A 24,275-nucleotide genomic window follows, 5' to 3' on the forward strand; every position below is an offset into this window, starting at 1 on the left:
AAAAATGCCTGTAATTTCATATATTGATGCCGTAACAATGGCAATTCGTGAAGAGATGGAAAGAGATCCAAAGGTTTTTGTATTAGGTGAGGATGTTGGTAGAAAAGGTGGGGTTTTTAAGGCAACTAATGGTCTTTACGAACAATTTGGTGAAGACCGAGTGATGGATACTCCATTAGCTGAATCAGCAATTGCAGGGGTAGGGATTGGTGCAGCAATGTATGGGATGCGACCAATTGCAGAGATGCAGTTTGCAGATTTCATCATGCCAGCAGTTAACCAAATTATTTCTGAAGCAGCTAAAATTCGTTATCGTTCAAATAACGATTGGGACTGCCCAATAACAATTCGCGCCCCTTATGGTGGTGGAGTTCATGGAGCTCTTTATCATTCTCAATCAGTAGAGGCAGTCTTTGCTAATCAACCAGGATTAAAGATTGTTATGCCATCAACGCCGTATGATGTAAAAGGACTTTTAAAGGCTGCGATTCGCGATAATGACCCAGTCCTTTTCTTTGAACATAAACGAGCATATCGTCTAATTAAAGGTGAAGTTCCTGAAGATGATTATGTATTGCCAATTGGAAAAGCAGATGTAAAACGTGAAGGTGAAGATTTAACTGTTATAACGTATGGTTTATGCGTACACTTCGCTTTACAAGCTGCTGAGAGACTTGCAAAAGACGGAATTCAAGCACATATCCTTGATTTACGAACAGTTTATCCTTTAGATAAAGAAGCTATTATTGAAGCAGCATCTAAGACAGGAAAAGTTTTACTTTTAACAGAAGATAATAAAGAAGGCAGCATCATGAGTGAGGTATCAGCTATCATCGCTGAAAACTGCTTATTTGAACTAGATGCTCCAATAAAACGACTTGCTGGTCCTGATGTACCTGCAATGCCTTACGCGCCAACAATGGAAAAGTACTTTATGGTGAATCCAGATAAAGTAGAGAAAGCCATGAGAGAGCTAGCTGAATTTTAATATTGCTCATTAGGAAGCAAGTATTAATAGATAGTCTATTGTATTGTCTGATAACTCATTCATTATAAAAGAGTAAAAATGAACAATGATAGCCTCCGGCGGATGGCACAGATTTTTAAAGTTGATAAGATTCTGTTGTCTAATTCGCCAAGGGTGAATGAACTGGTAATAGAGGAGGTTTCACAATTGGCAACTGAAAAAATTACAATGCCTCAGCTCGGTGAGAGTGTAACAGAGGGAACAATTAGTAAATGGCTTGTATCTATTGGAGATACTGTAAATAAATATGATCCGCTTGCTGAAGTCATGACAGACAAAGTAAATGCAGAGGTACCATCTTCTTTTTCAGGTACAATTAAAGAGCTTATCGCTGAGGAAGGCGAGACGTTAGCAGTAGGAGAAGTAATCTGTGTTATTGAAACAGAAGGTGGTACTGTAGAAGTAACAACGTCACAACCGGTAGCAGAACAAGAAACAACTAATGAAAAACAAGAAGCAGTAACAAACGATGCTCCAAATAAGCTTCGTTATTCACCTGCTGTTTTAAAGCTATCACAAGAGCATAACATTGATTTAAGCCTAGTTGCAGGAACAGGTGCTGGTGGTCGAATAACCCGGAAGGATCTTCAAAAGATCATCGAGTCAGGTGAAATACCTACTACAACTTCAAGTAACGATAAGACTGTCACTCCAGAAGAGCAGAAGCAAGTTACTCCAGCAATTGCAGCAGAGACTAAAACAATGACTAAGCCTGCAGCACCAGTCAACGTTCCAGTTGGTGCAGGTGATATTGAAATACCTGTTACAGGTGTTCGTAAGGCAATAGCAGCTAATATGCTTCGAAGTAAGCATGAGGCACCACATGCATGGACAATGATTGAGGTTGATGCTACTAACTTAGTGGAATATCGAAATTCAATTAAAGATGAATTTAAGAAAAAAGAAGGCTTTAATATTACTTTTTTCGCATTTTTCGTAAAAGCGGTTGCTCAAGCTTTAAAAGAGTTCCCACAAATTAATTCAATGTGGGCAGGAGATAAAATTATCCAAAAGAAAGATATAAATATTTCAATCGCTGTTGCAACCGACGATGCATTATTTGTTCCAGTCATTAAGCATGCAGATGAAAAGACAATTAAAGGAATCGCACGCGAGATTACAGAGCTAGCTGGGAAAGTAAGAGCGGGCAAATTAACTTCAGAGGATATGCAGGGCGGTACATTTACAGTTAATAATACTGGTTCATTCGGATCAGTCCAATCGATGGGAATTATTAATTATCCACAGGCTGCTATCTTACAGGTAGAATCAATCGTTAAGAGACCAGTAGTCATGAACAATGGAATGATTGCTGTTAGAGACATGGTAAACCTATGTATGTCTCTAGACCATCGTGTATTAGACGGTTTAGTATGTGGACGTTTCTTAGCAAGAGTTAAAGAAATCATTGAAAAAACTTCAAAAGAGAGTACATCGATTTATTAAAAACCGAAAGACATTGCGAAGGCAATGTCTTTTCTACTTTCCTTAAGCATTGCGACATCATTATAGATATACTAAAATTAATAAGTAGCAACAGTATTAAATATGAAAGCGATTACCTGAGAGGGGGAGCTACATTGGCAGAGCAATCAAGCAATTTTCAAGATATTACCTTTTCTCCAGTTGATTATGAAGCATGGAAAAAAGAAGCGGAAAAGTCTTTAAAAGGCAAAACAATTGAGAAATTACATACAAAAACCTATGAAAATATTATACTTAAACCTATTTATACGAAGAAAGATATTGAGCATCTTCCTCATGTCAAGGAACTGCCTGGATTTGATTCTATGATGAGAGGTACAACTACTTCAGGTTACCTAAATAATTCTTGGTTTGTAAGCCAAGAATTAAATGTAGAAAATCCTGATGAATTTAATACTGCAGCAAAAGAAGCGTTAGCTAACGGGCAGACAATGATACATATAAATTTACACGGTGAAAATAGTAATGACGGTTTACAGTTACACCAATTAGAAAATATGCGAAAAGCCTTCACCGGTATTACATTAGCTACTACTCCTGTATTAATAGATACAAATAGTGAGTTGGTTTCTTTTTTAAATACCTTAGCAGTGTACCTAAATGAGCAGAACGAAACCCCACGTACGTTGGCTGGTACGATTGGTATGGATCCACTTGGTTTGTTGGTAGAGACTGGAGAATTACAAGTCCCCTTATCAAATATCTGGGCACAATTAGCTGATGCTGTAAACTGGGCGATTACCAACGAGACTTCTATAAGAACAATCCTTGTAAAAGGCCAACCATATCATAACGGTGGTGCTAATGCTGTTCAGGAACTTGCATATACTCTAGCAACTGCAACAGAGTATATTAGTGTTTTAGAAGAAAAGGGATTAGACTTTAATGAAATTGCAAAAAGAATGACTTTTTCGTTTTCAATTGGATCAAATGTGTTTATGGAGATTGCAAAGCTAAGGGCTGCAAGAGTAGTCTGGTCGGCAATTTGTAAGGCATATGGTGGAAGTGCGGAAGAGGCAAAGATGCATATTCATGCTAGAACCTCAGCATTTACAAAAACGGTATTTGATCCGTATGTTAACATGTTACGTTCAACTACTGAAGCTTTCTCAGCGATTATTGGTGGTGTTGATAGTCTTCATGTATCAGCATTTGACGAGGCAATTAGAAAAACTAACTCTTTCTCGAGACGGATTGCTAGAAACACGCAATCAATATTGAAAGAAGAATCCCATTTACATCGTGTCCTTGATCCTGCAGGTGGGTCTTGGTACATAGAAGCTTTAACAAACGAGTTAGCGGATGCTGCTTGGACATTATTTAAAGAAGTTGAGGCAGAGGGCGGACTGCTTAAGGCGTTAAAATCCGGTAGTATTCAGAGTAAAGTGAAGGATGTTTATAAAGCAAGACAACATAACGTCAATCATAGAAAAGATAAGATAGTTGGTACTAATATGTATGCTAATCTAGCTGAAAAAACATTGGTTACTGAAAAACTAACTCCTGCTAGATCAAAACAAAACAATTCGCAGCCTGCTGTTGTGATTAATCATATTCCAACGGTTAGAATCGCAGAGAATTTTGAATCTCTACGTCACGCAGCCAATGAATATGCTCGTAAAACAGGAGAGTTTCCAAAAATAGGTTTGATAAATATAGGACCAATCCCTGAGCATAAACCAAGGGCAGACTTTATATCTGGTTTCTTTGAAGCTGGAGGTTTCCAAATTGTTAAGAATGATGGTTATTTAACGGTTAATGCTGCAATTAGTGGTGCGAAAGCTATGAATCTAGATACCTTCGTTTTTTGTGGTAAAGATGAAGCATATAAGGAAATGATAGTAGAAATAAGTAAAGAGCTGAAAGCTATAAATCCAGGAATCAGATTATATATTGCAGGAAAACAAGAGGGGCAGATAGCACAAGAGTATAAGAATGCTGGGATTAATGATTTTATCCATATTAAAACTGATTGTTATTCATTCTTATATCAGCTACAGCAAGAGATGGGGGTGCATTCAAAATGAGTAAGCGACCGGATTATTCGAAAATTCAACTACATAATGTACCGTCAGGCACGGAAGAAGATTGGGAAAAACAAATAGAAGACGAATTACAAAGTTCAATAGATGATTTGCTTTTTGAAACAAATGAACAGATTGCAGTAAAACCGTTATACGGAGAGAATGATATCGAAGACGTCAAACATCTGGATTATATGCCTGGTATCCCTCCCTTTTTACGTGGACCATATCCGACGATGTATGTTAACCGTCCATGGACGGTAAGACAATATGCAGGTTTTTCAACAGCTGAGGAAAGTAATGCATTTTATCGTCGTAACTTAGCGATGGGTCAGAAGGGGCTATCAGTTGCATTTGATTTAGCAACACATCGGGGGTATGATTCGGATCATCCACGAGTTGTTGGTGATGTTGGAAAAGCTGGAGTTGCAATAGACTCGATTCTTGATATGAAAACATTATTTGATGGTATTCCTCTAGATCAAATGAGTGTCTCAATGACTATGAATGGTGCAGTCATACCAATTATGGCGTTCTATATTGTGACTGCTGAGGAACAGGGTGTTCCACCAGAAAAGTTATCAGGTACGATTCAAAATGATATTTTAAAAGAGTACATGGTGCGTAACACTTATATATATCCGCCTGAAACATCAATGAGAATTATTTCTGATATTTTTGAGTATACCTCTAAGAATATGCCGAAATTTAATAGCATTAGTATTTCGGGTTATCATATGCAGGAGGCAGGGGCACCAGCAGATATTGAATTAGCCTACACTCTTGCTGATGGATTAGAGTATGTTCGTACTGGGATTAAAAAAGGAATAGATATTGATTCGTTCGCACCAAGATTGTCTTTCTTCTGGGCAATTGGTATGAACTATTTTATGGAAGTTGCTAAGATGAGAGCAGCACGACTGATTTGGGCTCAGATGATGAAAACCTTTGACCCAAAGAACCCGAAATCTCTAGCACTTAGAACGCATTCGCAAACATCTGGATGGAGTTTAACTGAACAAGATCCATATAATAATGTCACAAGAACATGTATTGAAGCACTTGCTGCTGCAATGGGTCATACACAGTCACTTCATACAAACGCATTAGACGAAGCAATTGCACTTCCAACTGATTTTTCTGCTAGAATAGCACGAAATACGCAGCTGTATCTACAGGATGAAACAGGTATTTGTAACGTAATCGATCCATGGGGTGGCTCTTACTATGTTGAATCGCTGACAAATGAACTGATGAAACGTGCCTGGACGCATATTGAGGAAATTGAGTCTCTTGGCGGTATGACAAAAGCGATTGAAACTGGACTTCCTAAGATGAGGATTGAAGAGGCTTCCGCACGTCGCCAAGCTAGAATCGACTCAGGTAAAGAGACTATTATCGGTGTTAACAAGTACAGATTAGAAAAAGAAGAACCAATTGATATTTTAGATATTGACAATACAGCAGTTCGACTAAAGCAAATCGAAAGTCTAAATAAACTTAAAGAATCTCGAGACAGTCAAAAAGTTCAGATTGCATTAGAAGAGATTACAAAAGCAGCACAATCAGGTGAGGGCAATCTATTAGAATTAGCGGTCAATGCTGCAAGAGTACGTGCGACATTAGGAGAAATTTCAGATGCTATTGAGAAAGCATCGAAACGACATAAAGCAGTGATTCGATCTATCAGTGGAATTTATAGTGCTGAGTACTCAAATGAGGAAGAAATTATGAATGTAAAAAAAATGACTGATCAATTCTTAGAAGATGAAGGTAGACGGCCTCGTATTCTAATTGCAAAAATGGGGCAGGATGGACATGACCGAGGAGCAAAGGTTATCGCAACTGCATTTGCAGACTTAGGATTTGATGTTGATATGGGACCTTTATTCCAAACCCCAGAGGAAACAGCGTTACAAGCGGTTGAAAATGACGTACATGTAATTGGTATGAGTTCTCTAGCAGCAGGTCATAAGACATTATTACCTCAGTTGATTGAGGAATTAAGAAAATTGGGTCGAGAAGATATCCTCGTGATTGTAGGTGGTGTAATTCCTGCTCAAGATTACGATTATTTAAGAGAACATGGAGCCGCAGCCATTTTCGGACCGGGTACAGTGATTCCTGTTGCAGCCCAGAAAGTAATTGAAGAAATATACCGACGTCTAGGGTATGAGGAAGAAGGAAATGAGTAAAAAAAATCGACCTGAATGGGTGCCTGAAGATGCATCTGATGGGTTCACTAGTGAAATTGTTAAAGGTAAAACAGTAGATAATAATTCAAATACACCTCGTAAATTTGTAAAAAAGAAGGAAAAATCAACAGAGGAATTTATAACAGGAATTCTTAGCGGGGACCGTACTATTTTAGCTCAGGCTATTACTCTTGTTGAAAGTAACGCGAAAAAGCATGGTGACAAAGCTCAAGAGGTAATTAATAAAATACTTCCAAACACGGGGAAGTCCATTCGAATCGGGATAACAGGTGTTCCGGGGGCTGGTAAGAGTACATTTATTGAGACATTTGGTACGTTTTTATGTGAACAAGGTCATCGAGTGGCAGTATTAGCTGTAGATCCTAGTAGTAGTATTACTGGAGGAAGTATCCTTGGGGATAAAACTCGAATGGAATCTTTATCCAGAAATAAAAACGCATTTATTCGTCCATCTCCATCTGGAGGTACGTTAGGGGGAGTAAACCGTAAAACCCGTGAAACAATTTTGCTTTGTGAAGCTGCCGGCTTCGATGTCATCTTAGTTGAAACAATAGGTGTTGGACAGAGTGAAGTTGTCGTTAGAAGTATGGTGGACTTTTTTCTCCTGCTAGTATTAACTGGTGCTGGTGATGAATTACAAGGGATGAAAAAGGGTGTAATGGAATTAGCAGATGCCCTGTTAATTAATAAGGCGGACGGAGACAACAAGCAAAAAGCGGCCGTAGCAAGGGGAGAATACAACCGTATCCTTCATTATTTGCAGCCAGCGACAAAGGGTTGGTCGACGAAAGCTTTTACAGCATCTTCCCTTTTTCATGAGGGCATTGAAGAAATATGGAAAGTGATCCTTCGATTTGAAGAACTAACTAAGCAATCAGGTGTGTTTCAAGACAGAAGGAATGCCCAAACAAAGGATTGGATTTATGCCATGATCAAAGATTACTTAGAAACAAGCTTTTTTAGTCACACTTCGGTCAAAACAAACCTACCAATCCTCGAGGATAAAGTAGTAAGTGGAGATATTAACGTAACTGCTGCAGTTAAGGAACTAATTAACTTGTATGAGAAATAGGATCCTGGCATACTGCCAGCTGGTGGAAAAAGCATAAAAAAGAAGGAAAGCTTCACAACTTTCCTTCCATCTAGGGAGTTTAGGGGTATGATCTAGATGTATTAATATAATACCCAAAGTCCAATTCTTTAAACTCTATAATTTGAAAAAACATACAATAAATTGCTATTATATAGTAGAACAATAATTATACAAACAAGGAGAGTGCGATATGGAAGTCGATTTCAATTTATTTATGAATGATATCGTGCAAACAGCACGTCGTGAAATAACTGAAGCAGGTTACCAAGAATTAAAAACACCTGAAGAGGTAGAAGAGGCATTAACTAAAAAAGGAACTACACTTGTAATGGTTAACTCTGTATGTGGTTGTGCAGGAGGAATTGCTCGTCCAGCAGCTGCTCATGCTCTTCACTACGATAAGCGTCCAGACCAATTAGTTACAGTATTTGCAGGACAAGACAAAGCAGCTACAGAAAAAGCTCGTGCATACTTTGAAGGATATCCACCATCCTCTCCATCCTTCGCATTATTAAAAGACGGTAAAATTGTAAAAATGATTGAACGTCATGAAATCGAAGGACACGAACCAATGGCAGTTATCAACAAATTACAAGATACTTTTGAAGAATATTGTGAAGAAGTGTAAAAGGGAGCCGTATGGCTTCTTTTTTTTTGCTTTCGCGCTATTTTGAACTCTTTCTAGAGTGGCTCTTCAAGAAGAGGTTGCTGTACACGTATTTTTGAAATAAACCAAAAGGGTGTGTCGCAAGAGTCCGATGCGATACACGTATTCTGCAAAATCTCGAAAAGGTGTATCGCAAGTGCCCGATGAGGTACACGTATATTCGAAAATCCCGAAAAGGTGTATAGCAAGAAGAGGGTACGTCTACACGTATACTCAAAACTCACTCCATGAGCCCTCGGAAGAAAAGATCTCAAGACACGATTCCCTAATACTACTATATCTCCTTTTTTGCCCCCTCTAAATACTATTCCAGTATCCATTTCCATAAGTAATTCTCTTATATAGAAATCTACCAAAATATGAATATTTATTCAGAAAATAATTTAGAAAGATTAGAATTATTAATCTTTTATTATTTTTAAAAATCATATTGTATATTTATGCATATGTGTTAAAATACAATCTATCGAATAATTATAAATTACGACATAGGGGGATAACAATATGAAAAAACATTTACTAGTTTCATTAATTACTATTTTAACAATAGCATTTCTTGCCGCATGTGGTACGAGCGAAAATACTTCTGGTGAAGGTTCTGAGGATAAAAAAGTATTAAAAATGGGGACATCAGCTGATTTCCCACCTTTTGAAACAATTGACGCAGCTTCAGGCGAATACATTGGGTTTGATATCGAATTAACAAAATACATTGCGGAACAATTAGGTTATGAATTAGAGATTGATAATATGGACTTTGGTGGTTTAATTAGTTCATTACAATCCAAACGAGTTGATTTCGTCGCTTCTGGTATGTCTGCTACTGATGAGCGTAAGGAAAGCGTAGATTTCTCTATTGAATATCATAAATCTGGGGAAATGTTTGTTACATTGAAAGATTCTGATGTTACTTCATTTGATCAACTAGATGGCAAAAAGCTTGGAGTACAACTAGGAACGATTCAAGAAGAGGGTGCAACTAAGATTAAGGAAGAGGAAATGAACGACCTTGAAATTATTGCGTTAAATAAAGCACCAGAATTAATCCAAGAATTAAAAGCGGGTCGTATAGACGCTGTATATTTAGATAAAACAGTTGCATTAGGATTTATTGATGAATTAGACCTAGCGGGCTTTGAAGACCCAACTGATGCTTCTCCTGGTATGGCAATTGCATTTCCAAAAGGTAGTGAACTTGTAGAAGATTTTAATAAGGTATTAGAAGAAATGAAAGCTAATGGCGAACTTGAAAAACTAGAAAAAGAATGGATTGAAGAATAATACAGTAGAAATGAGGTGTAAGGCATGAATTTGGATATTGATTTTTCCCGAATTCTGCCTTCAATTCCGTTTATACTAGAGGGAATCGGAATAACGGTTTCGTTTGCGCTAGTATCGGCAATTTTAGGATTGATTCTCGGAACTATATTGGCAGTCTTTAAGATTAGTAAAGTAAGATACCTGAAGTGGTTTGCGGATATTTATACATCTATCTTTCGTGGTACACCGTTAATTTTACAATTAGTATTGATCTATTTTGCTGTTCCACAGCTGTTTCAATATGATATTGATAAATTTGTAGCTGGTGTATTAGCATTTGGATTGAATTCGGGTGCGTATATTTCTGAAATTATTCGTGCAGGAATTCAAGCTGTTGATAAAGGACAAAAAGAAGCAGCTGAAGCACTTGCTATTCCATATCAACCAATGATGAAGGATATAATTTTACCGCAGGCGATTAAAAATATCTTACCTGCATTATTAAATGAATTTGTAACATTAACGAAAGAATCAGCAATTGTAAGTACAATTGGTTTACTAGACATCATGAGGCGTGCACAGGTCGTAGGAGCAAATACTTTCCGCTATTTTGAACCTTTATTAGTAGCAGGATTTGTTTATTGGGTTATTGTTACTTGCCTCACTCTCCTTGGAGGAGTACTAGAAAGGAGGCTGCGTCGGAGTGAATAATATACATGTAAATGTAGAGAACCTCTATAAATCGTTTGGAAAGCTAGAAGTATTAAAGGATATTTCTACTACTATCAAAAAAGGTGAAGTGGTAGCTATAATTGGCCCGTCTGGTTCAGGGAAGTCCACTTTTCTACGATGTTTAAATATGCTGGAAACTCCAACATCTGGTCGTGTGTGGGTTGGAGAAGTGGAAATAACAGCGTCGAAAGTTAATATTACAAAGGTGCGTCAGAATATTGGAATGGTTTTTCAACATTTTCATCTCTTTCCCCATAAAACTGTACTCGAAAATCTTACCTATGCACCAATGAAGGTGAAGGGTTTATCCAAACAAGAGGCAGATGCTATGGGAATTGATTTATTAAGACAGGTTGGTCTTTCAGAAAAGGCAAATGAATATCCTAGTAGACTTTCTGGCGGACAAAAGCAAAGGGTAGCAATTGCTCGCGCATTAGCAATGTCTCCTGAAATCATGCTTTTCGATGAACCAACTTCTGCATTAGACCCTGAAATGGTTAAAGAGGTATTAAATGTAATGAAGGGGTTGGCTCACACAGGAATGACAATGGTCATTGTTACACATGAAATGAGTTTTGCGCGTGAAGTAGCAGATCGAATTATTTTTATGGACGATGGAGCCTTAGTAGAAGAAGCAAGTCCGCAAGAATTTTTCTCAAATCCAAGAAGTAAACGAGCTCAGGATTTTCTTGAGAAGGTTTTATAAAAAGAATGATCATTAAATGGTCATTCTTTTTTTCTTACATTGTCGATTTATTTTTCGGTCTCCAATCCGTATAATAAGCATGACGTATTGTTTAGGAGATGAAATATGTTTAAGATTGGGTATCGTACGATTAAGACAGCTTTAGGAACGACAATTGCGATTTCACTAGCAAAGCTTTTTGATTTAGATAGTTTTGCATCTGCAGGAATATTAACGATATTGTGTATAAAGGTAACTAGGAAAAAGTCACTGCAAAGCTCGTGGGAAAGATTCCTTGCATGTACTGTGGGAATTCTGTTTTCCTTTCTATTTTTTGAGGGGATTGGGTATTACCCTGTGTCAATTGGACTGCTGTTAGTATTTTTTATTCCTACGGTAGTAGCTTTAAAAGCAAAAGATGGAATTGTTACAAGTACGGTAATTATTTTACATGTCTTTTCGGCTGGTAATGTGACCATGAGTCTGATTTTCAATGAACTTGGTCTAATTATTATTGGTATTGGAGTAGCGTTACTAGTAAACCTTTACATGCCAAGTGTTGATAAAGAACTAAAGAAATTTCAGGTAGAGATCGAAGAGAAGTTCGGAAAGGTTTTAAAAGAAATGGTGCATTACCTGCGGACTGGGGAAAGTATCTGGGATGGTCATGAAATAATGGACTTGGAGAATCTTTTGCGAAGAGCAAAAAATATCGCCTACCGAGATGTGGAGAACCATTTAATTCGGGAAGAAAATCAGTACTATACTTATTTTTCAATGCGAGAGAGACAGTTTGAAATTCTCCAAAGGATGTTACCAATCATTACCTCAATTACTCATTCTGTAGAACAAGGGCATATGGTAGCAAATTTTATTGACGATGTTAGACAATCCATCCATCCAGGTAATACAGCAAGGAAGTTTCTAAACAAGTTAGAAGAGATGCGAAACACCTTTCGGGAGATGCCTCTACCAAAAACAAGAGAAGAATTTGAAACAAGGGCTGCTCTCTTACAATTTGTTAAAGAAATGGAAGAGTATTTAATTATTAAAAGCTTACATAAAGGGCTTAATACGTGAAAAAAGGTGACCCATACCGGTCACCTTTTTCACATCTATTAAAACCACATACCAACTCCAGCTAAAAGAGTTGTAATTAGCATGACTCCAATCATTAAATACACAACGATTTTTTGAGTTTTACGGGACACTTCTCTTTCCCTCCTCTTATTTCTTTTTCTTTATTCTACCTTGATTTACTAAATGGGACAACAAAATACCTACTATTTATGAAAACTGAAAATACACAATTTTTGATGAGTTCATGCTACAATAGAATTATACATATGAACTGTTGTAGTAGTAATTAATTCTGAGCGAGCGCTCGTTAAGGGGGAAATCCATCATGAAAAAAATTGATCATATCGGGATTGCAGTTTCATCTATTGAACGCGCTCTACCATTCTATACAAATGTACTACAACTCCCTTTAGTTGGGGTAGAGGAAGTGCAATCACAACAGGTTAAGGTAGCATTCCTGAAAGTAGGAGATTCGAAGATAGAACTTTTGGAACCGCTCTCTTCTGAAAGTCCGGTTGCTAAATTTATAGAAAAACGAGGAGAGGGAATTCATCATATTGCATTAGGGGTATCTTCAATTGAAGATAGAATTGAAGACATGAAAGCAAATGGCATCAAAATGCTTGATGAAGAGCCGCGAATCGGAGCAGGCGGGGCAAAAATTGCGTTTATGCATCCAAAATCAACTGGAAGTGTTTTATACGAACTTTGTGAGAAGACTAGTAAGGAGGAATTACATTAATGGTAGACATCTATGAAAAGATTAATGAACTTTATGATCGCCGCCGCGAGGTTGAACTAGGCGGTGGAGACGAAAAAATAGATAAACAGCATGAGAAAGGAAAGCTAACGGCTAGGGAAAGAATTGATCTTTTAGTTGATAAGGGAAGCTTTGTGGAATTAAATCCATTTATCCAACACCGAAGCACTGACTTTGGTCTGGCTGATAAAAAGGGACCAGGCGATGGAGTTGTTACTGGCTATGGAAAAGTAAATGGTAGACCAATCTATTTATTTTCTCAAGATTTTACCGTTTTTGGCGGTGCACTTGGAGAAATGCATGCTAAAAAAATAGCGAATGTTATGGATTTAGCAGCAAAAAATGGAGCGCCATTTATCGGGTTAAATGACTCAGGTGGTGCAAGAATTCAAGAAGGTGTTGTTTCCCTGGATGGGTATGGACACATCTTTTATCGAAACGCAATCTATTCAGGAGTAATTCCGCAAATATCGGTTATTATGGGCCCATGTGCAGGTGGTGCTGTGTATTCGCCTGCTATTACGGATTTCGTATTTATGGTAGAAAATACATCGCAAATGTTTATAACAGGTCCAAAGGTTATTGAAACCGTTACTGGTGAAAAAATCAGTTCAGAAGATTTAGGTGGTGCAAAGGTACATAACTCAATCAGTGGAAACGCGCATTTCTCTGGACAAACAGAGGAAGAAGTTCTTTTACAAGTTCGAGAACTCATCAGTTATTTACCTCAAAATAATGAGGAAAAACCGCCAATCCTAGATGTAGATGAAGGTGATGATTATAGGCCTGATTTAACTGACGCAATACCATTTGACGCAGTAAGACCATATGATGTTCGAAAAGTAATTGATCAAGTAGTTGATAAGGATTCTTTCTTTGAAGTTCATAAGGATTTTGCAAAAAATATTGTTGTCGGTCTTGCTCGTATAAAAGGAGAGGTTGTCGGCCTGGTTTGTAATCAGCCAAAATACATGGCTGGGGGTCTAGATATCGATTCCTCAGATAAGGCATCAAGGTTTATCCGTTTTTGTGATTCCTTTAATATTCCTTTGATAACGTTTGAAGATGTTACAGGTTTCTTTCCGGGAATTAAACAAGAGCATGGTGGAATTATTCGCCATGGTGCTAAGATTTTATATGCCTATTCAGAGGCAACTGTACCTAAGTTAACTGTTATTCTTAGGAAAGCGTATGGTGGAGCTTATGTTGCATTAAATAGTAAATCTATTGGTGCTGATTTAGTGTTTGCATGGCCTAACGCTGAAATTGCCGTAATGGGCCCACAAGGGGCAGCAAATATCATTTTTGCCCGTGAAATAAGTGAAAGTGATGACCCTGAACAAACAAGAGCACAAAAAATTGAAGAATACAGAGAAAAATTCGCAAATCCATATGTAGCAGCAAGTCAGGGAATGGTTGATGACGTAATAGATCCTCGTGAAACGCGTATTAAAATCATCCAAGCGCTTGAAATGCTACGTAATAAAAAGGAAACACGTCCTAATAAAAAGCATGGAAATATTCCACTTTAACTTTACTCAGAGGAGAAATTTACATTTTTTCAAGTGTGAATGATGCATTCTCGCTTTAGTTTAAGATAGTATTTAACCCTGGCTTAATATATGTAAATACTCCCGGGGATGCCTCGTATTTTTGAAGGAAGTTTTTCAAGCAAGATCAAAAAATGGCATAAATACGCCAAGTCTATCAATTGGATTTTGAACTTAGATATGATAGGCTAATGTACGTTAGAGATTTTTAAAATATGGTTTGACAACCCAATACTATTGGGAAAATCCATCTTGGAGGTACATACATGATTAATCAGGATAGACTAGTGGATGAATTTTTAGAACTAGTACAAGTAGACTCTGAAACAAAATTTGAAACAGAAATTGCAAAGGTTTTAAAAGAAAAGTTTTCAGCATTAGGTGTGAATGTAGTCGAGGATGATACAACTTCTGAAACCGGGCATGGAGCAGGTAACCTGGTTTGTACGCTTGAGGGAACAAAAGCTGATGTGGATACGATCTATTTCACTTCACATATGGACACAGTCGTGCCTGGTAAAGGAATTAAGCCATCAATAAAAGACGGTTATATAGTAACAGATGGAACAACGATCCTAGGTGCAGACGATAAAGCTGGTTTAGCAGCTATGTTTGAAGCGATTCGAGTACTGAAGGAAAATAATATTCCTCATGGAACGATTGAATTCATTATCACTGTAGGTGAGGAATCAGGACTTGTCGGAGCGAAAGCCTTAGACCGTTCTCTAATAACTGCCAAATATGGGTATGCACTTGATAGTGATGGTAAGGTTGGTAATATAATTGTTGCTGCACCTACACAAGCAAAAGTGAAAGCTACGATTATTGGAAAAACGGCTCATGCGGGTGTTGCACCGGAAAAGGGTGTTTCAGCAATCACTATCGCTGCAAAGGCAATCTCAAGAATGCCATTAGGACGAATTGATGAGGAAACAACTGCAAATATTGGACGCTTTGAAGGAGGAACTCAAACAAATATTGTTTGTGACCACGTTGATATTTTAGCTGAAGCGCGCTCATTAGTTACTGAAAAAATGGAAAGCCAAGTTCAAAAAATGAAGGAAGCATTTGAATCTGCTGCAAGTGAAATGGGTGGTAGAGCAGAGGTAGATATTCAAGTAATGTACCCTGGCTTTAAGTTTGCAGACGGAGACCATGTAGTAGAAGTTGCAAAACGTGCTGCTGCTAAAATCGGAAGACAGAGCGAGCTTCAAAGAAGTGGTGGAGGAAGCGATGCAAATGTAATTGCAGGTCACGGTATCCCTACGGTTAACTTAGCTGTTGGTTATGAAGAAATTCATACAACAAACGAAAAAATGCCGATCGAAGAGCTTGTAAAAACGGCAGAACTGATTGTTGCGATTGTTGAAGAGGTAGCAAAATAATATAAAACTGAGAGTGAGTGAAGTGAAATCACCTGTAGGGGTGGCTTCACTTTTTTTTATCTACGATGTGGGGTACAAGGAGGACCAAGAAGCGTTCTACGAGCCATTCGTGGTAAAAAACTACCAAGGAAGGTAAGATAGAAGTGTCCTACGAGCCATTGTGGTAAAAAACTGCCAAGGAAAGCAAGATAGAAGCGTTCTACCTGCCCTTTGTGGTGTAAAACTACCAACGAAGGTAAGATAGAAAAATCACATTCCCATGTCTATCATCTATTATTTTCCCCTTTATTTTCACCACTGGGTAAAGTATGATAGACCTATATAGACGTAGTGACGTTTTTACTAGATGAGGTGAATAGTTTGCTAGAAAACAATAAAGTGGTTGTTTTTACGACCGGTAGTGAAGAGTATGCTGTTCCAATACGAAATGTGATTTCCATTGAGAGATTTAGTGAATCAAATGTAATTCCCCATATGCCTTCTTATATGTTAGGTGTACTTACCATTCGAGATGAACTGGTTCCAATTATTGATACAGGTGTCATTCTATTTAATGTAAAAACAAAGAGTACTGAAAATACGAGAATTATTGTAATAAAGACAGAAACCTTGTCAGTAGGGTTAGTTGTAGATGATGCAAAAGAGATACTAGATATCCAAGACGACCAAATTAAAGGTTTGAATCTTACTTATCAACTTTCTCCTTACATAACAGGAGTTGCTACATTAGAGGATAGACTAATCACCCTCTTAGACCCTGCGAGTCTCTTTCAAGGATTAGACGGATTTACAGATGTGAAGGAGCATATTCAAAGTCACCATTGAGGTGGCTTTTTTCTTTTGCCGAACTAACGTCACGAATGTTGTCTTGTTTTTGAATATGATAAAATATAGGAAAAGTGCATGCAATAGGATGTGTAGTCATGAAAGAAATGTATCCTAAAAACGGAAAAGTAATTTTACATGTCGATATGAATAGTTTTTACGCATCCGTTGAGATTGCTTATGATCCCTCACTAAAAGGAAAACCTCTTGCTATCGCTGGTAATGTGGAGGAGAGGAAGGGGATTATAATAACATGTAGTTATGAAGCGAGGGCAAAGGGTGTAAAAACAACGATGCCACTCTGGGAAGCAAAACGTAAGTGTCCGGATCTGGTTGTTATGAAACCGAATTTTGAGAGATACCGGAAAGCTTCATTAGCGATGTTTGACATACTGCGTTCATATACAGACCTTGTTGAACCTGTTTCAATTGATGAAGGATATTTAGATATAACGGAATGTTATAATGTAGGGTCACCACTTGAAATTGCCACATCCATTCAACAGAATGTACTGAAAAATTTATTACTTCCATGTAGTATTGGGATTGCTCCAAACAAATTTCTTGCAAAAACTGCTTCAGACATGAAAAAGCCTATGGGAATAACAGTGCTGCGCAAAAGAGATGTTCAACCGATTCTTTGGCCGAGGGTAGTTGGAGAAATGCATGGGGTTGGAGCAAAAACAGCAGAGAAATTAGCAACCATCAATATTAAAACGATTGGAGATCTCGCGAACGGAAATGATGTTCAATTAAAACATCTTTTAGGTATAAATGGCGAGAGACTCAAGCAACGAGCTAATGGCATTGATAATAGACGAGTCGATCCCGATGCTATTTCTGACTTTAAAAGCATAGGTAATTCCACGACATTAGCACATGATTCTACAGATGAGCGCGAACTTACTGAAGTCATAAAGAGATTGTCTACCTCGGTAGGTGGGAGGATTCGTAGAAAAGATATGCTTACTAATAATGTACAGCTTATGCTTCGCTTTGCTGACCGAAAAACAGTAACTAGGAGTAGAAAGCTTGAGAATCCTATTGATAAGGATGAGGACATATTCAAGGCTGCTCTACGATTATTCAAAATCCATTGGAATGGTGAACCAATTCGGTTAATAGGTGTTACAGCCCAGGACCTGCTGGAAAAAAATGAAGCATACAAACAACTCGATCTTTTTTCATACGAAAAAGATGCAAAGAAGGAACCATTGTTAAAGGTTCTAGACCAATTGAAAGGTAAATATGGAGAAACAATTGTTTCTAATGGAGTCAAACTTTCGAAGAAACAGATGCCTCGAAATAATGAGCATGGAACTAGCTTTGAAAAAGACTTTCTAAGTGACTTGAATAATGAACAGTAAAAGACCCCTTCTCTGAAAAAAGATAGGGGTCTTACATATGTTATTCAGAAATCGGCCACCAATGGAAGCCATCCTTTTCTAATAATTCATCAGCTGCTTTAGGTCCCATAGACCCAGCTTCATAGTTAGGGTATTCAGTAGCGATTTGGCTTTCCCAAACCTTAGAGATAGAGTCTACAAACCTCCAAGAGAGTGCGACCTCATCCCAATGTGTAAAGTTAGTTGCATCACCCATCATACAGTCGTAAATTAATTTTTCATATGCTTCAGGAGTATTAATTCCATCAATACAATTTACACAGTAATCCAGCTCTACGGGTGTTGTTTTTGTATTTTGACCAGGTCTTTTAGCATTAAGATGTAAGGTAATGCCCTCATCAGGCTGGATGTTGATGATTAATAAGTTCGGGTTTTGCGGTTCCTTATCTTGCTTGAAATATAAATCCATAGGAATATCTTTAAACTGAACAATGATTCTTGTAGATTTTTTTTTCATGCGTTTACCGGTTCGGATGTAAAATGGTACTCCAGCCCATCTGAAATTATCAATAAGTAACTTTCCTGCAACAAAGGTTGCAGTATTCGATTGAGGATCTACATTGTGTTCCTCACGATAACCAGGTACTTGCTGTCCGTTAATTGTTCCTGGACCATATTGACCTCTAACAAAATAATTATGTACTTCTGAATCTTCTAATGGTCGTAAAGAGCGCAGCACTCTAATTTTCTCACTGCGAATTTCATTTGTATTTAATTTAATAGGTGGTTCCATTGCTAATAGAGAGACCATTTGGAGCATATGGTTTTGCACCATATCACGAAGTGCACCAGATTTTTCATAATAACCACCGCGATCCTCTACGCCTAAGACCTCACTGGAAGTGATTTGTATATTTGAGATATAGCGATTGTTCCAGAGTGGTTCGAAAATGGCATTCGCAAAACGGATTACCTCAATGTTTTGGACCATTTCTTTACCTAAATAATGATCAATACGGTAAATTTGATCTTCTGAAAATGCGTGGCGAATTTGCTCATTGAGTTGCTGGGCAGAAGGCAAATTGTGGCCGAACGGCTTTTCAATAACTAAACGAGAATAACCATCAGTAGCTGTTAGTCCCTCAGCTTTTAGATTTTCAGCAATTGTGCCAAAAAATTCAGGTGCCATGGCTAAGTAAAAAATGCGATTACCTTCCGTATGATAGGTTGAATCTAGTTCTTCTGCCAATAGCTTTAATTCTTTATATGAGGAGCTATCATTTACATTAAAAGCATGATAATAAAAATGCTCAGAAAATGAAACTATTTCATTTTTTGAATCCCCTAAACCTTCAGAAATAGACTCTCTAACATTTTGTCTAAATTCATTATGATCAAGTGGTCGTCTAGCGACACCAATGACTGCAAAGTCTTCAGTAAGCTTTCCTTTTGTATAAAGATTATAAATAGAAGGATATAACTTTCTATTTGCTAAATCACCTGTTGCTCCAAAAATTACTACAATTGTCTTTGGTGCTGAATATGTCATTACAATACCCCACTTTTTTACAACGTTTATTTTTCAATGTCTACTCAAATATTTAATTTTAGACCTTTGATATAATGAAAGCAAATAATATATTTTTAATTAGTGTTCCATCCATAGAAATCTTTAGCCGTTATTAACAATACAATCTATTTTTTATCTAGTAAAGTGAAATAGTTCATGTATAATGGAAAAAATAGGATGGAAACTGGAGGCACATATCACATATGCAGTGGCATAAACGAATAATAGAAAATAAGTTCTTAAATTTTATCGTAGTTTTTGCATTTATTATGATTTTAATTAGCTTTTATTCAAGTTCATTTTATTTATTTGCTTTTTCTAGTACGTTTTTTTTGTTTGGAGTACTAAGTAAATGGTATTTAAAGCATGCCGCGAATGGAATGCTTATTAATCAGAATCGGCAAAAGGTTAAGTTATTCCCTAATGAGACAGGAAGTATTGATATTCAAATTGAGCAATATGGGAGAATTCCTATACTAAATAGTAAACTTCATTTTTTCTTAGATAACGTGGTCGATTGTCATCCGTTAAGCAAGGGGGAGCAAAGACAACAAGTAGAGGCAATTATTCCTCTTACGATGTCAGCAAAGGAAGCTTTACATATTTCCTTACCGATTTATGCCAAAAGGCGAGGGTTTGCAAAAATTAGGAGTGTTTATTTTACATTACAGCATCCATTCGGTTTTGGTATTGCTGTAATGGAATACAATCAACCTTTGTATCACGAAATTATCATTTATCCAACGCCAATTTCTGTAGATGGAATTGAGCAAATTCTTCCAAAAAGGCAGGGGAACTATTCAAATAGACGATCATTATTTGAACAGCAAAACTCTCCAATTGGAACCAGGGATTACAGATCGGGTGACCCTTTTAATCGGATTCATTGGTTGGCCACAGCTAAAACGCAAACATTACAAACGAAAATCTATGATAAGACCTCGTTATTTGCATGGTCGATAATTGTCACTATAAAGGATGGCAATGGTCTAATTTCTAATTTAGAAAATGTAATGAGTTACATAACATACATTTGTCATACAGCAACTCAAAAGAATATTATGTTTGAACTATTTATCAATATTCGGTCTGCTGGTAAAGTTCCATTTTTCCATCTACCGCTTGGTACCGGTGCTGAACAATTAGATAAAGCGCTTGAAATGCTTGCTAGAGTTAACCAGCATTCTGTTTTAATTTCGTTGGAACGAATGATGCTATTCATTGCAAAGCATCATACACTTGCACCCTATGTCATTTTCTCGGGTCCACCACAAGAAGATGTGGAAATGATGAAGAGTCTTTTGCTTCGAAACGAAACAATCTATCAGGTAGTTGATCAGGGTGAAACGGGATATTTACAGCCTTTAAGTAGGAAATCAACAAGTTCAGTGGTGAACAGGTAATTATTATAGGGTTAATCGGGGGATTATCATGAGACGAGATATTTTTCTGCGAATCTATCATTATAGTATTGAAGCATTACTCTTATATATTATTAGTTTTATTTATTTTATGCATGAAGGAATTGTCTCACCAATTTTACCATTTCTGACTGTAATTGGTGGAGGACCGCTAATCATGTTAGGCCTTTTTTATTTATTTAAAAAGAGGCCATATTGGTTAGTAATTCTATCAGGACTAATCAGTTTTGGATTAGGCTTCCTTGTTAGTGATAAACTAGAACTTTTGATTATCATCGTCATCTTTGTTATTTGGAGAGTACCTGCTCATCTTAATGAGGCAGATATGAAACATGAACTTTCGATATTAGGAATAACGTTCATAACAGCGATTATCGTTTATCTAATGAATTCTTTTGTTGATTATACATACAGTTATGTAGTCTTACTTCTAACATGTTTCCAGGTCATATTAGTAATGGTTGGTAGATTTATAGATGGCTTATTAAGTAGCCAGTTTTCGGATCATGATGGAATGAAGAGACAAGTTAAATGGGTTACTATTGTTATAACAAGTATGATTGGAGCAGTTACAATCCTTACATTTGCCTTGCCAATTCTAAAGGTGACATTTTTTTATGTAATAAAGGGAATTTTTTTTTTCTTCGGGATATTATTAACGCCTTTACTTTACTTTCTTTTAGGACAGGAAGATTTTTTGAAAAAGTTTTTTGATGCGCAATATCCTGATGAGGAAACTGAACAAGTAGAGCCAGTTCAATATAGCGATCTTATTGATATGGAACAAGCAACCTATAATCCATTGTTTGGATGGACGTTGCTTATAATTGTTCTAGTAGTATTACTTATTTGGTACTGGAAAAAATATAGAACTAGAGTTATTAGTGTGCAGGGTGCGAATGAGATAGTAATGAATACGTCAATACTGACGAACAAGGGCGTGTCACGTTTCACTAAAAGTAAACCACCGAAGGATTATGTTCGCCGTATATTTTACGAATTGGAACGTTATGCAGCTAAACATAAAATGGGGCGGTTGAAGGACGAGACTGCTAGGGAGTGGCTTACAAGATTAGGGTATATGGAAGACAATGAATTTGTAATTTATTATGAAACTGTCCGATATGAAGAGGAGTCACTTACAAAGGAACAAAAAGAGCAGTATGATAAAATAGTAAAAGAAATAAAACGAAAAATGAAAGAAAATAAAGAGTAATCGGAGGATATTTGTTTGGAAGTTGTATTCTTAGGAACGGGTGCGGGAGTTCCGGCAAAAGAACGTAATGTAACATCAATTGCTCTTCAATTGCTAGAGGAGAGAAGAGCCGCATGGCTATTTGATTGTGGTGAGGCTACCCAACATCAAATATTGTATACATCAATAAAACCAAGAAGAATTGAAAAAATCTTTATAACTCATTTACATGGTGATCATATTTTTGGTTTACCTGGTTTTTTAGGTAGTCGTTCCTTCCAAGGTGGAGAAGCATTGTTAACTATTTATGGACCAAAAGGTATAAAGACTTTTGTAGACACTTCACTGAAGGTGAGTGGGACGCATCTTCGCTATCCACTTGAAGTTGTTGAAATCGAAGAGGGTATTATTTTTGAGGATGACCAGTTCTATGTTGAAGCAAGGGAGCTAGAACATGGAATTCAAGTTTACGGATATCGAATTGTTGAGAAGGATTTACCTGGAACACTTTTGGTAGACAAGCTTATGGATGAAGGGATAAAGCCTGGACCGCTCTACCAGCGAATTAAGGAAGGCAAGACGGTAATTCTTGAGAATGGAAAAGAAATTAATGGCAAGGAATACATAGGACCTTCTAAAAAAGGAAGAATTATTACCATTCTGGGTGATACCCGGTATTGTCAAAAAAGTATTGAACTTGCTAAAGATGCAGATTTACTAATACATGAAGCAACCTTTAGTAGTAATGAAGCTGAACTTGCATATGATTATTTTCATTCAACAACCACTCAAGCTGCCGAAGTTGCAAAGCAGGCAAATGCAAAAACACTTGTACTAACTCATATTAGTTCAAGATATCAGGGAGAAGATAGTCAACAACTCCTTAAGGAAGCGTGTACTGTTTTTTCACCAACTTACATTGCTAAAGACTTTATGAAATATGAAATAAATTCGAAATAGTAGAATGATAATAATCCCAACTAGAAAAACATGATGGAGGTAGTATAGTGAATCAAATAATAGATACAATCATGAATCATCGATCAATTCGAAAGTTTGAGGAAAAAGCTCTATCCGAAGATCAAATTCGTACTATCGTTGAGAGTGCGCAAGCGGCCTCAACTTCTAGCTTTATTCAAGCATATTCAATTATTGGAGTGAAAGACAAAGGACGTAAACAGCAACTCGCGGAGATTGCTGGAAATCAAACTTATGTTGCAGAAAACGGACATTTTTTCGTGTTTTGTGCAGACCTGCATCGCCATCAGGTTTTGAGTCAAATGGAGAATCGTGATATTACAACGTCCTTACAAAGTACAGAAAAATTCATGGTAGCTGTGATAGATGCTGCATTGGCAGCACAAAATGCTGTTATTGCGGCAGAATCTATGGGTCTAGGTGCTTGTTATATTGGGGGATTACGAAATAATCTTGAAGATGTTTGTCAAGTATTAAAGGTTCCTGAACGGGTTATACCGCTCTTTGGTATTGCAGTCGGTTACCCAGATCAAGAGCCAGGGAAAAAACCAAGGTTACCATATGAACATGTCTATCATGAGGATGAATATCAACAGGATGAAAAAGTGTATGTGAAACAACTGCAAGAATACAACAAGATAATATCGGAATATTATCTAGAACGAACAGATGGAAAACGATCAGATACGTGGACGGAACAAATGGTGAATATGCTTGAAAAACCGAAGCGAATGTATATGAAAGAGTTTGTTAAAAAGCAGGGCTATGACTTAGAATAAGGTGTCTCGAGGAGACAACTTTTCTTTTTAGCAGATAGGAAAGCATAAAATTATTTCCTATCTGCATAACTGCAACTACGCCTCTGCTGTCTCCTAAAGGCTCGGCAATCGCCGAGTTTTCTAATAGGCAGAGTTTTATATAGTGACTTCTTTACTAGTAATCTATAAATGAATAAAGGCAATATCATAGAGATATC

Annotated in this window: 20 protein-coding genes and 2 pseudogenes; 20 read left to right on the forward strand and 2 right to left on the reverse strand. The window is 37.1% G+C overall.

Translation table 11 applies throughout. The features are described from left to right. Positions 1-4 precede the first annotated feature (4 nt). The 11 genes and pseudogenes from AB3M96_RS11965 (at position 5) to AB3M96_RS12015 (ending at position 12,269) form a co-directional block, all read left to right on the forward strand. Positions 5-988 (forward strand): alpha-ketoacid dehydrogenase subunit beta, encoded by a 984-nt coding sequence (locus tag AB3M96_RS11965; protein ID WP_412967849.1) that lies wholly within the window; start codon positions 5-7, stop codon positions 986-988. A 207-nt stretch (positions 989-1,195) separates the two neighbouring features. Next, positions 1,196-1,345, forward strand: a pseudogene (locus tag AB3M96_RS11970) (biotin/lipoyl-containing protein); the annotation flags it as partial. Positions 1,346-1,504: 159 nt separating this feature from the next. Beyond that, positions 1,505-2,473, forward strand: a pseudogene (locus tag AB3M96_RS11975) (dihydrolipoamide acetyltransferase family protein); the annotation flags it as partial. A gap of 134 nt (positions 2,474-2,607) precedes the next feature. Continuing rightward, complete coding sequence (locus tag AB3M96_RS11980) at positions 2,608-4,539, forward strand: methylmalonyl-CoA mutase family protein (protein WP_412967850.1); 1,932 nt, start codon at positions 2,608-2,610, stop codon at positions 4,537-4,539. Then, complete coding sequence (scpA, locus tag AB3M96_RS11985; protein ID WP_412967851.1) at positions 4,536-6,731, forward strand: methylmalonyl-CoA mutase; 2,196 nt, start codon at positions 4,536-4,538, stop codon at positions 6,729-6,731. Before AB3M96_RS11980 ends, scpA begins: the two co-directional genes overlap by 4 nt. Next, entirely contained in the window at positions 6,724-7,824 is a 1,101-nt protein-coding gene (meaB, locus tag AB3M96_RS11990) for a methylmalonyl Co-A mutase-associated GTPase MeaB (RefSeq protein ID WP_412967852.1), read from the forward strand. The genes scpA and meaB overlap by 8 nt, the downstream gene beginning before the upstream one ends. Positions 7,825-8,035: 211 nt before the next feature. Then, positions 8,036-8,473, forward strand: a complete 438-nt coding sequence (locus tag AB3M96_RS11995) for a BrxA/BrxB family bacilliredoxin (RefSeq protein WP_412967853.1) — start codon at positions 8,036-8,038, stop codon at positions 8,471-8,473. A gap of 543 nt (positions 8,474-9,016) precedes the next feature. Next, the gene (locus tag AB3M96_RS12000; protein WP_412967854.1) at positions 9,017-9,793 is read left to right on the forward strand and encodes a transporter substrate-binding domain-containing protein; all 777 of its coding nucleotides are present in this window, start codon (positions 9,017-9,019) and stop codon (positions 9,791-9,793) included. Between the two features lie 30 nt (positions 9,794-9,823). After that, the gene (locus AB3M96_RS12005) at positions 9,824-10,483 is read left to right on the forward strand and encodes an amino acid ABC transporter permease (RefSeq protein WP_412967999.1); all 660 of its coding nucleotides are present in this window, start codon (positions 9,824-9,826) and stop codon (positions 10,481-10,483) included. Next, positions 10,476-11,210: an amino acid ABC transporter ATP-binding protein gene (locus AB3M96_RS12010; RefSeq protein ID WP_412967855.1), complete on the forward strand. Its 735-nt coding sequence runs from the start codon at positions 10,476-10,478 to the stop codon at positions 11,208-11,210. The genes AB3M96_RS12005 and AB3M96_RS12010 overlap by 8 nt, the downstream gene beginning before the upstream one ends. 105 nt (positions 11,211-11,315) lie before the next feature. Continuing rightward, a complete protein-coding gene (locus tag AB3M96_RS12015; protein ID WP_412967856.1) occupies positions 11,316-12,269 on the forward strand; it encodes an aromatic acid exporter family protein in 954 nt (317 codons plus the stop codon). A 38-nt stretch (positions 12,270-12,307) separates the two neighbouring features. On the opposite strand, the gene prli42 is transcribed toward AB3M96_RS12015, so the two are convergent. Further along, positions 12,308-12,400 (reverse strand): stressosome-associated protein Prli42, encoded by a 93-nt coding sequence (prli42, locus tag AB3M96_RS12020; protein WP_165918224.1) that lies wholly within the window; start codon positions 12,398-12,400, stop codon positions 12,308-12,310. Between the two features lie 194 nt (positions 12,401-12,594). On the opposite strand from prli42, the gene mce reads away from it, so the two are divergent. From mce to AB3M96_RS12045, 5 genes are all read left to right on the forward strand, one after another. Further along, a complete protein-coding gene (gene mce / locus AB3M96_RS12025; protein ID WP_412967857.1) occupies positions 12,595-13,011 on the forward strand; it encodes a methylmalonyl-CoA epimerase in 417 nt (138 codons plus the stop codon). Beyond that, positions 13,011-14,561 carry an acyl-CoA carboxylase subunit beta gene (locus tag AB3M96_RS12030; protein WP_412967858.1) on the forward strand — a complete coding sequence of 517 codons (1,551 nt, stop codon included), beginning with the start codon at positions 13,011-13,013 and terminating at the stop codon, positions 14,559-14,561. The genes mce and AB3M96_RS12030 overlap by 1 nt, the downstream gene beginning before the upstream one ends. 284 nt (positions 14,562-14,845) lie before the next feature. Further along, positions 14,846-15,964 carry a tripeptidase T gene (locus tag AB3M96_RS12035; protein ID WP_412967859.1) on the forward strand — a complete coding sequence of 373 codons (1,119 nt, stop codon included), beginning with the start codon at positions 14,846-14,848 and terminating at the stop codon, positions 15,962-15,964. Between the two features lie 360 nt (positions 15,965-16,324). Then, positions 16,325-16,789, forward strand: a complete 465-nt coding sequence (locus tag AB3M96_RS12040; protein ID WP_412967860.1) for a chemotaxis protein CheW — start codon at positions 16,325-16,327, stop codon at positions 16,787-16,789. A gap of 98 nt (positions 16,790-16,887) precedes the next feature. Continuing rightward, positions 16,888-18,156 carry a DNA polymerase IV gene (locus AB3M96_RS12045; RefSeq protein WP_412967861.1) on the forward strand — a complete coding sequence of 423 codons (1,269 nt, stop codon included), beginning with the start codon at positions 16,888-16,890 and terminating at the stop codon, positions 18,154-18,156. Positions 18,157-18,196: 40 nt separating this feature from the next. On the opposite strand, the gene zwf is transcribed toward AB3M96_RS12045, so the two are convergent. Continuing rightward, positions 18,197-19,684, reverse strand: a complete 1,488-nt coding sequence (zwf, locus tag AB3M96_RS12050) for a glucose-6-phosphate dehydrogenase (protein WP_412967862.1) — start codon at positions 19,682-19,684, stop codon at positions 18,197-18,199. Between the two features lie 224 nt (positions 19,685-19,908). On the opposite strand from zwf, the gene AB3M96_RS12055 reads away from it, so the two are divergent. From AB3M96_RS12055 to nfsA, 4 genes are read left to right on the forward strand one after another with little or no spacing between them, the layout of a single operon-like run. Further along, the gene (locus tag AB3M96_RS12055) at positions 19,909-21,108 is read left to right on the forward strand and encodes a DUF58 domain-containing protein (protein WP_412967863.1); all 1,200 of its coding nucleotides are present in this window, start codon (positions 19,909-19,911) and stop codon (positions 21,106-21,108) included. Positions 21,109-21,136: 28 nt separating this feature from the next. Next, positions 21,137-22,342 (forward strand): hypothetical protein, encoded by a 1,206-nt coding sequence (locus AB3M96_RS12060; RefSeq protein ID WP_412967864.1) that lies wholly within the window; start codon positions 21,137-21,139, stop codon positions 22,340-22,342. A 15-nt stretch (positions 22,343-22,357) separates the two neighbouring features. Then, complete coding sequence (gene rnz / locus AB3M96_RS12065) at positions 22,358-23,281, forward strand: ribonuclease Z (RefSeq protein WP_412967865.1); 924 nt, start codon at positions 22,358-22,360, stop codon at positions 23,279-23,281. A gap of 47 nt (positions 23,282-23,328) precedes the next feature. Next, positions 23,329-24,078 carry an oxygen-insensitive NADPH nitroreductase gene (gene nfsA / locus AB3M96_RS12070; RefSeq protein ID WP_412967866.1) on the forward strand — a complete coding sequence of 250 codons (750 nt, stop codon included), beginning with the start codon at positions 23,329-23,331 and terminating at the stop codon, positions 24,076-24,078. Positions 24,079-24,275: the final 197 nt, after the last annotated feature.

Origin of the sequence: Ferdinandcohnia jepli, from assembly GCF_047246645.1 — a bacterium.
Lineage (GTDB): Bacteria > Bacillota > Bacilli > Bacillales > Bacillaceae_L > Ferdinandcohnia.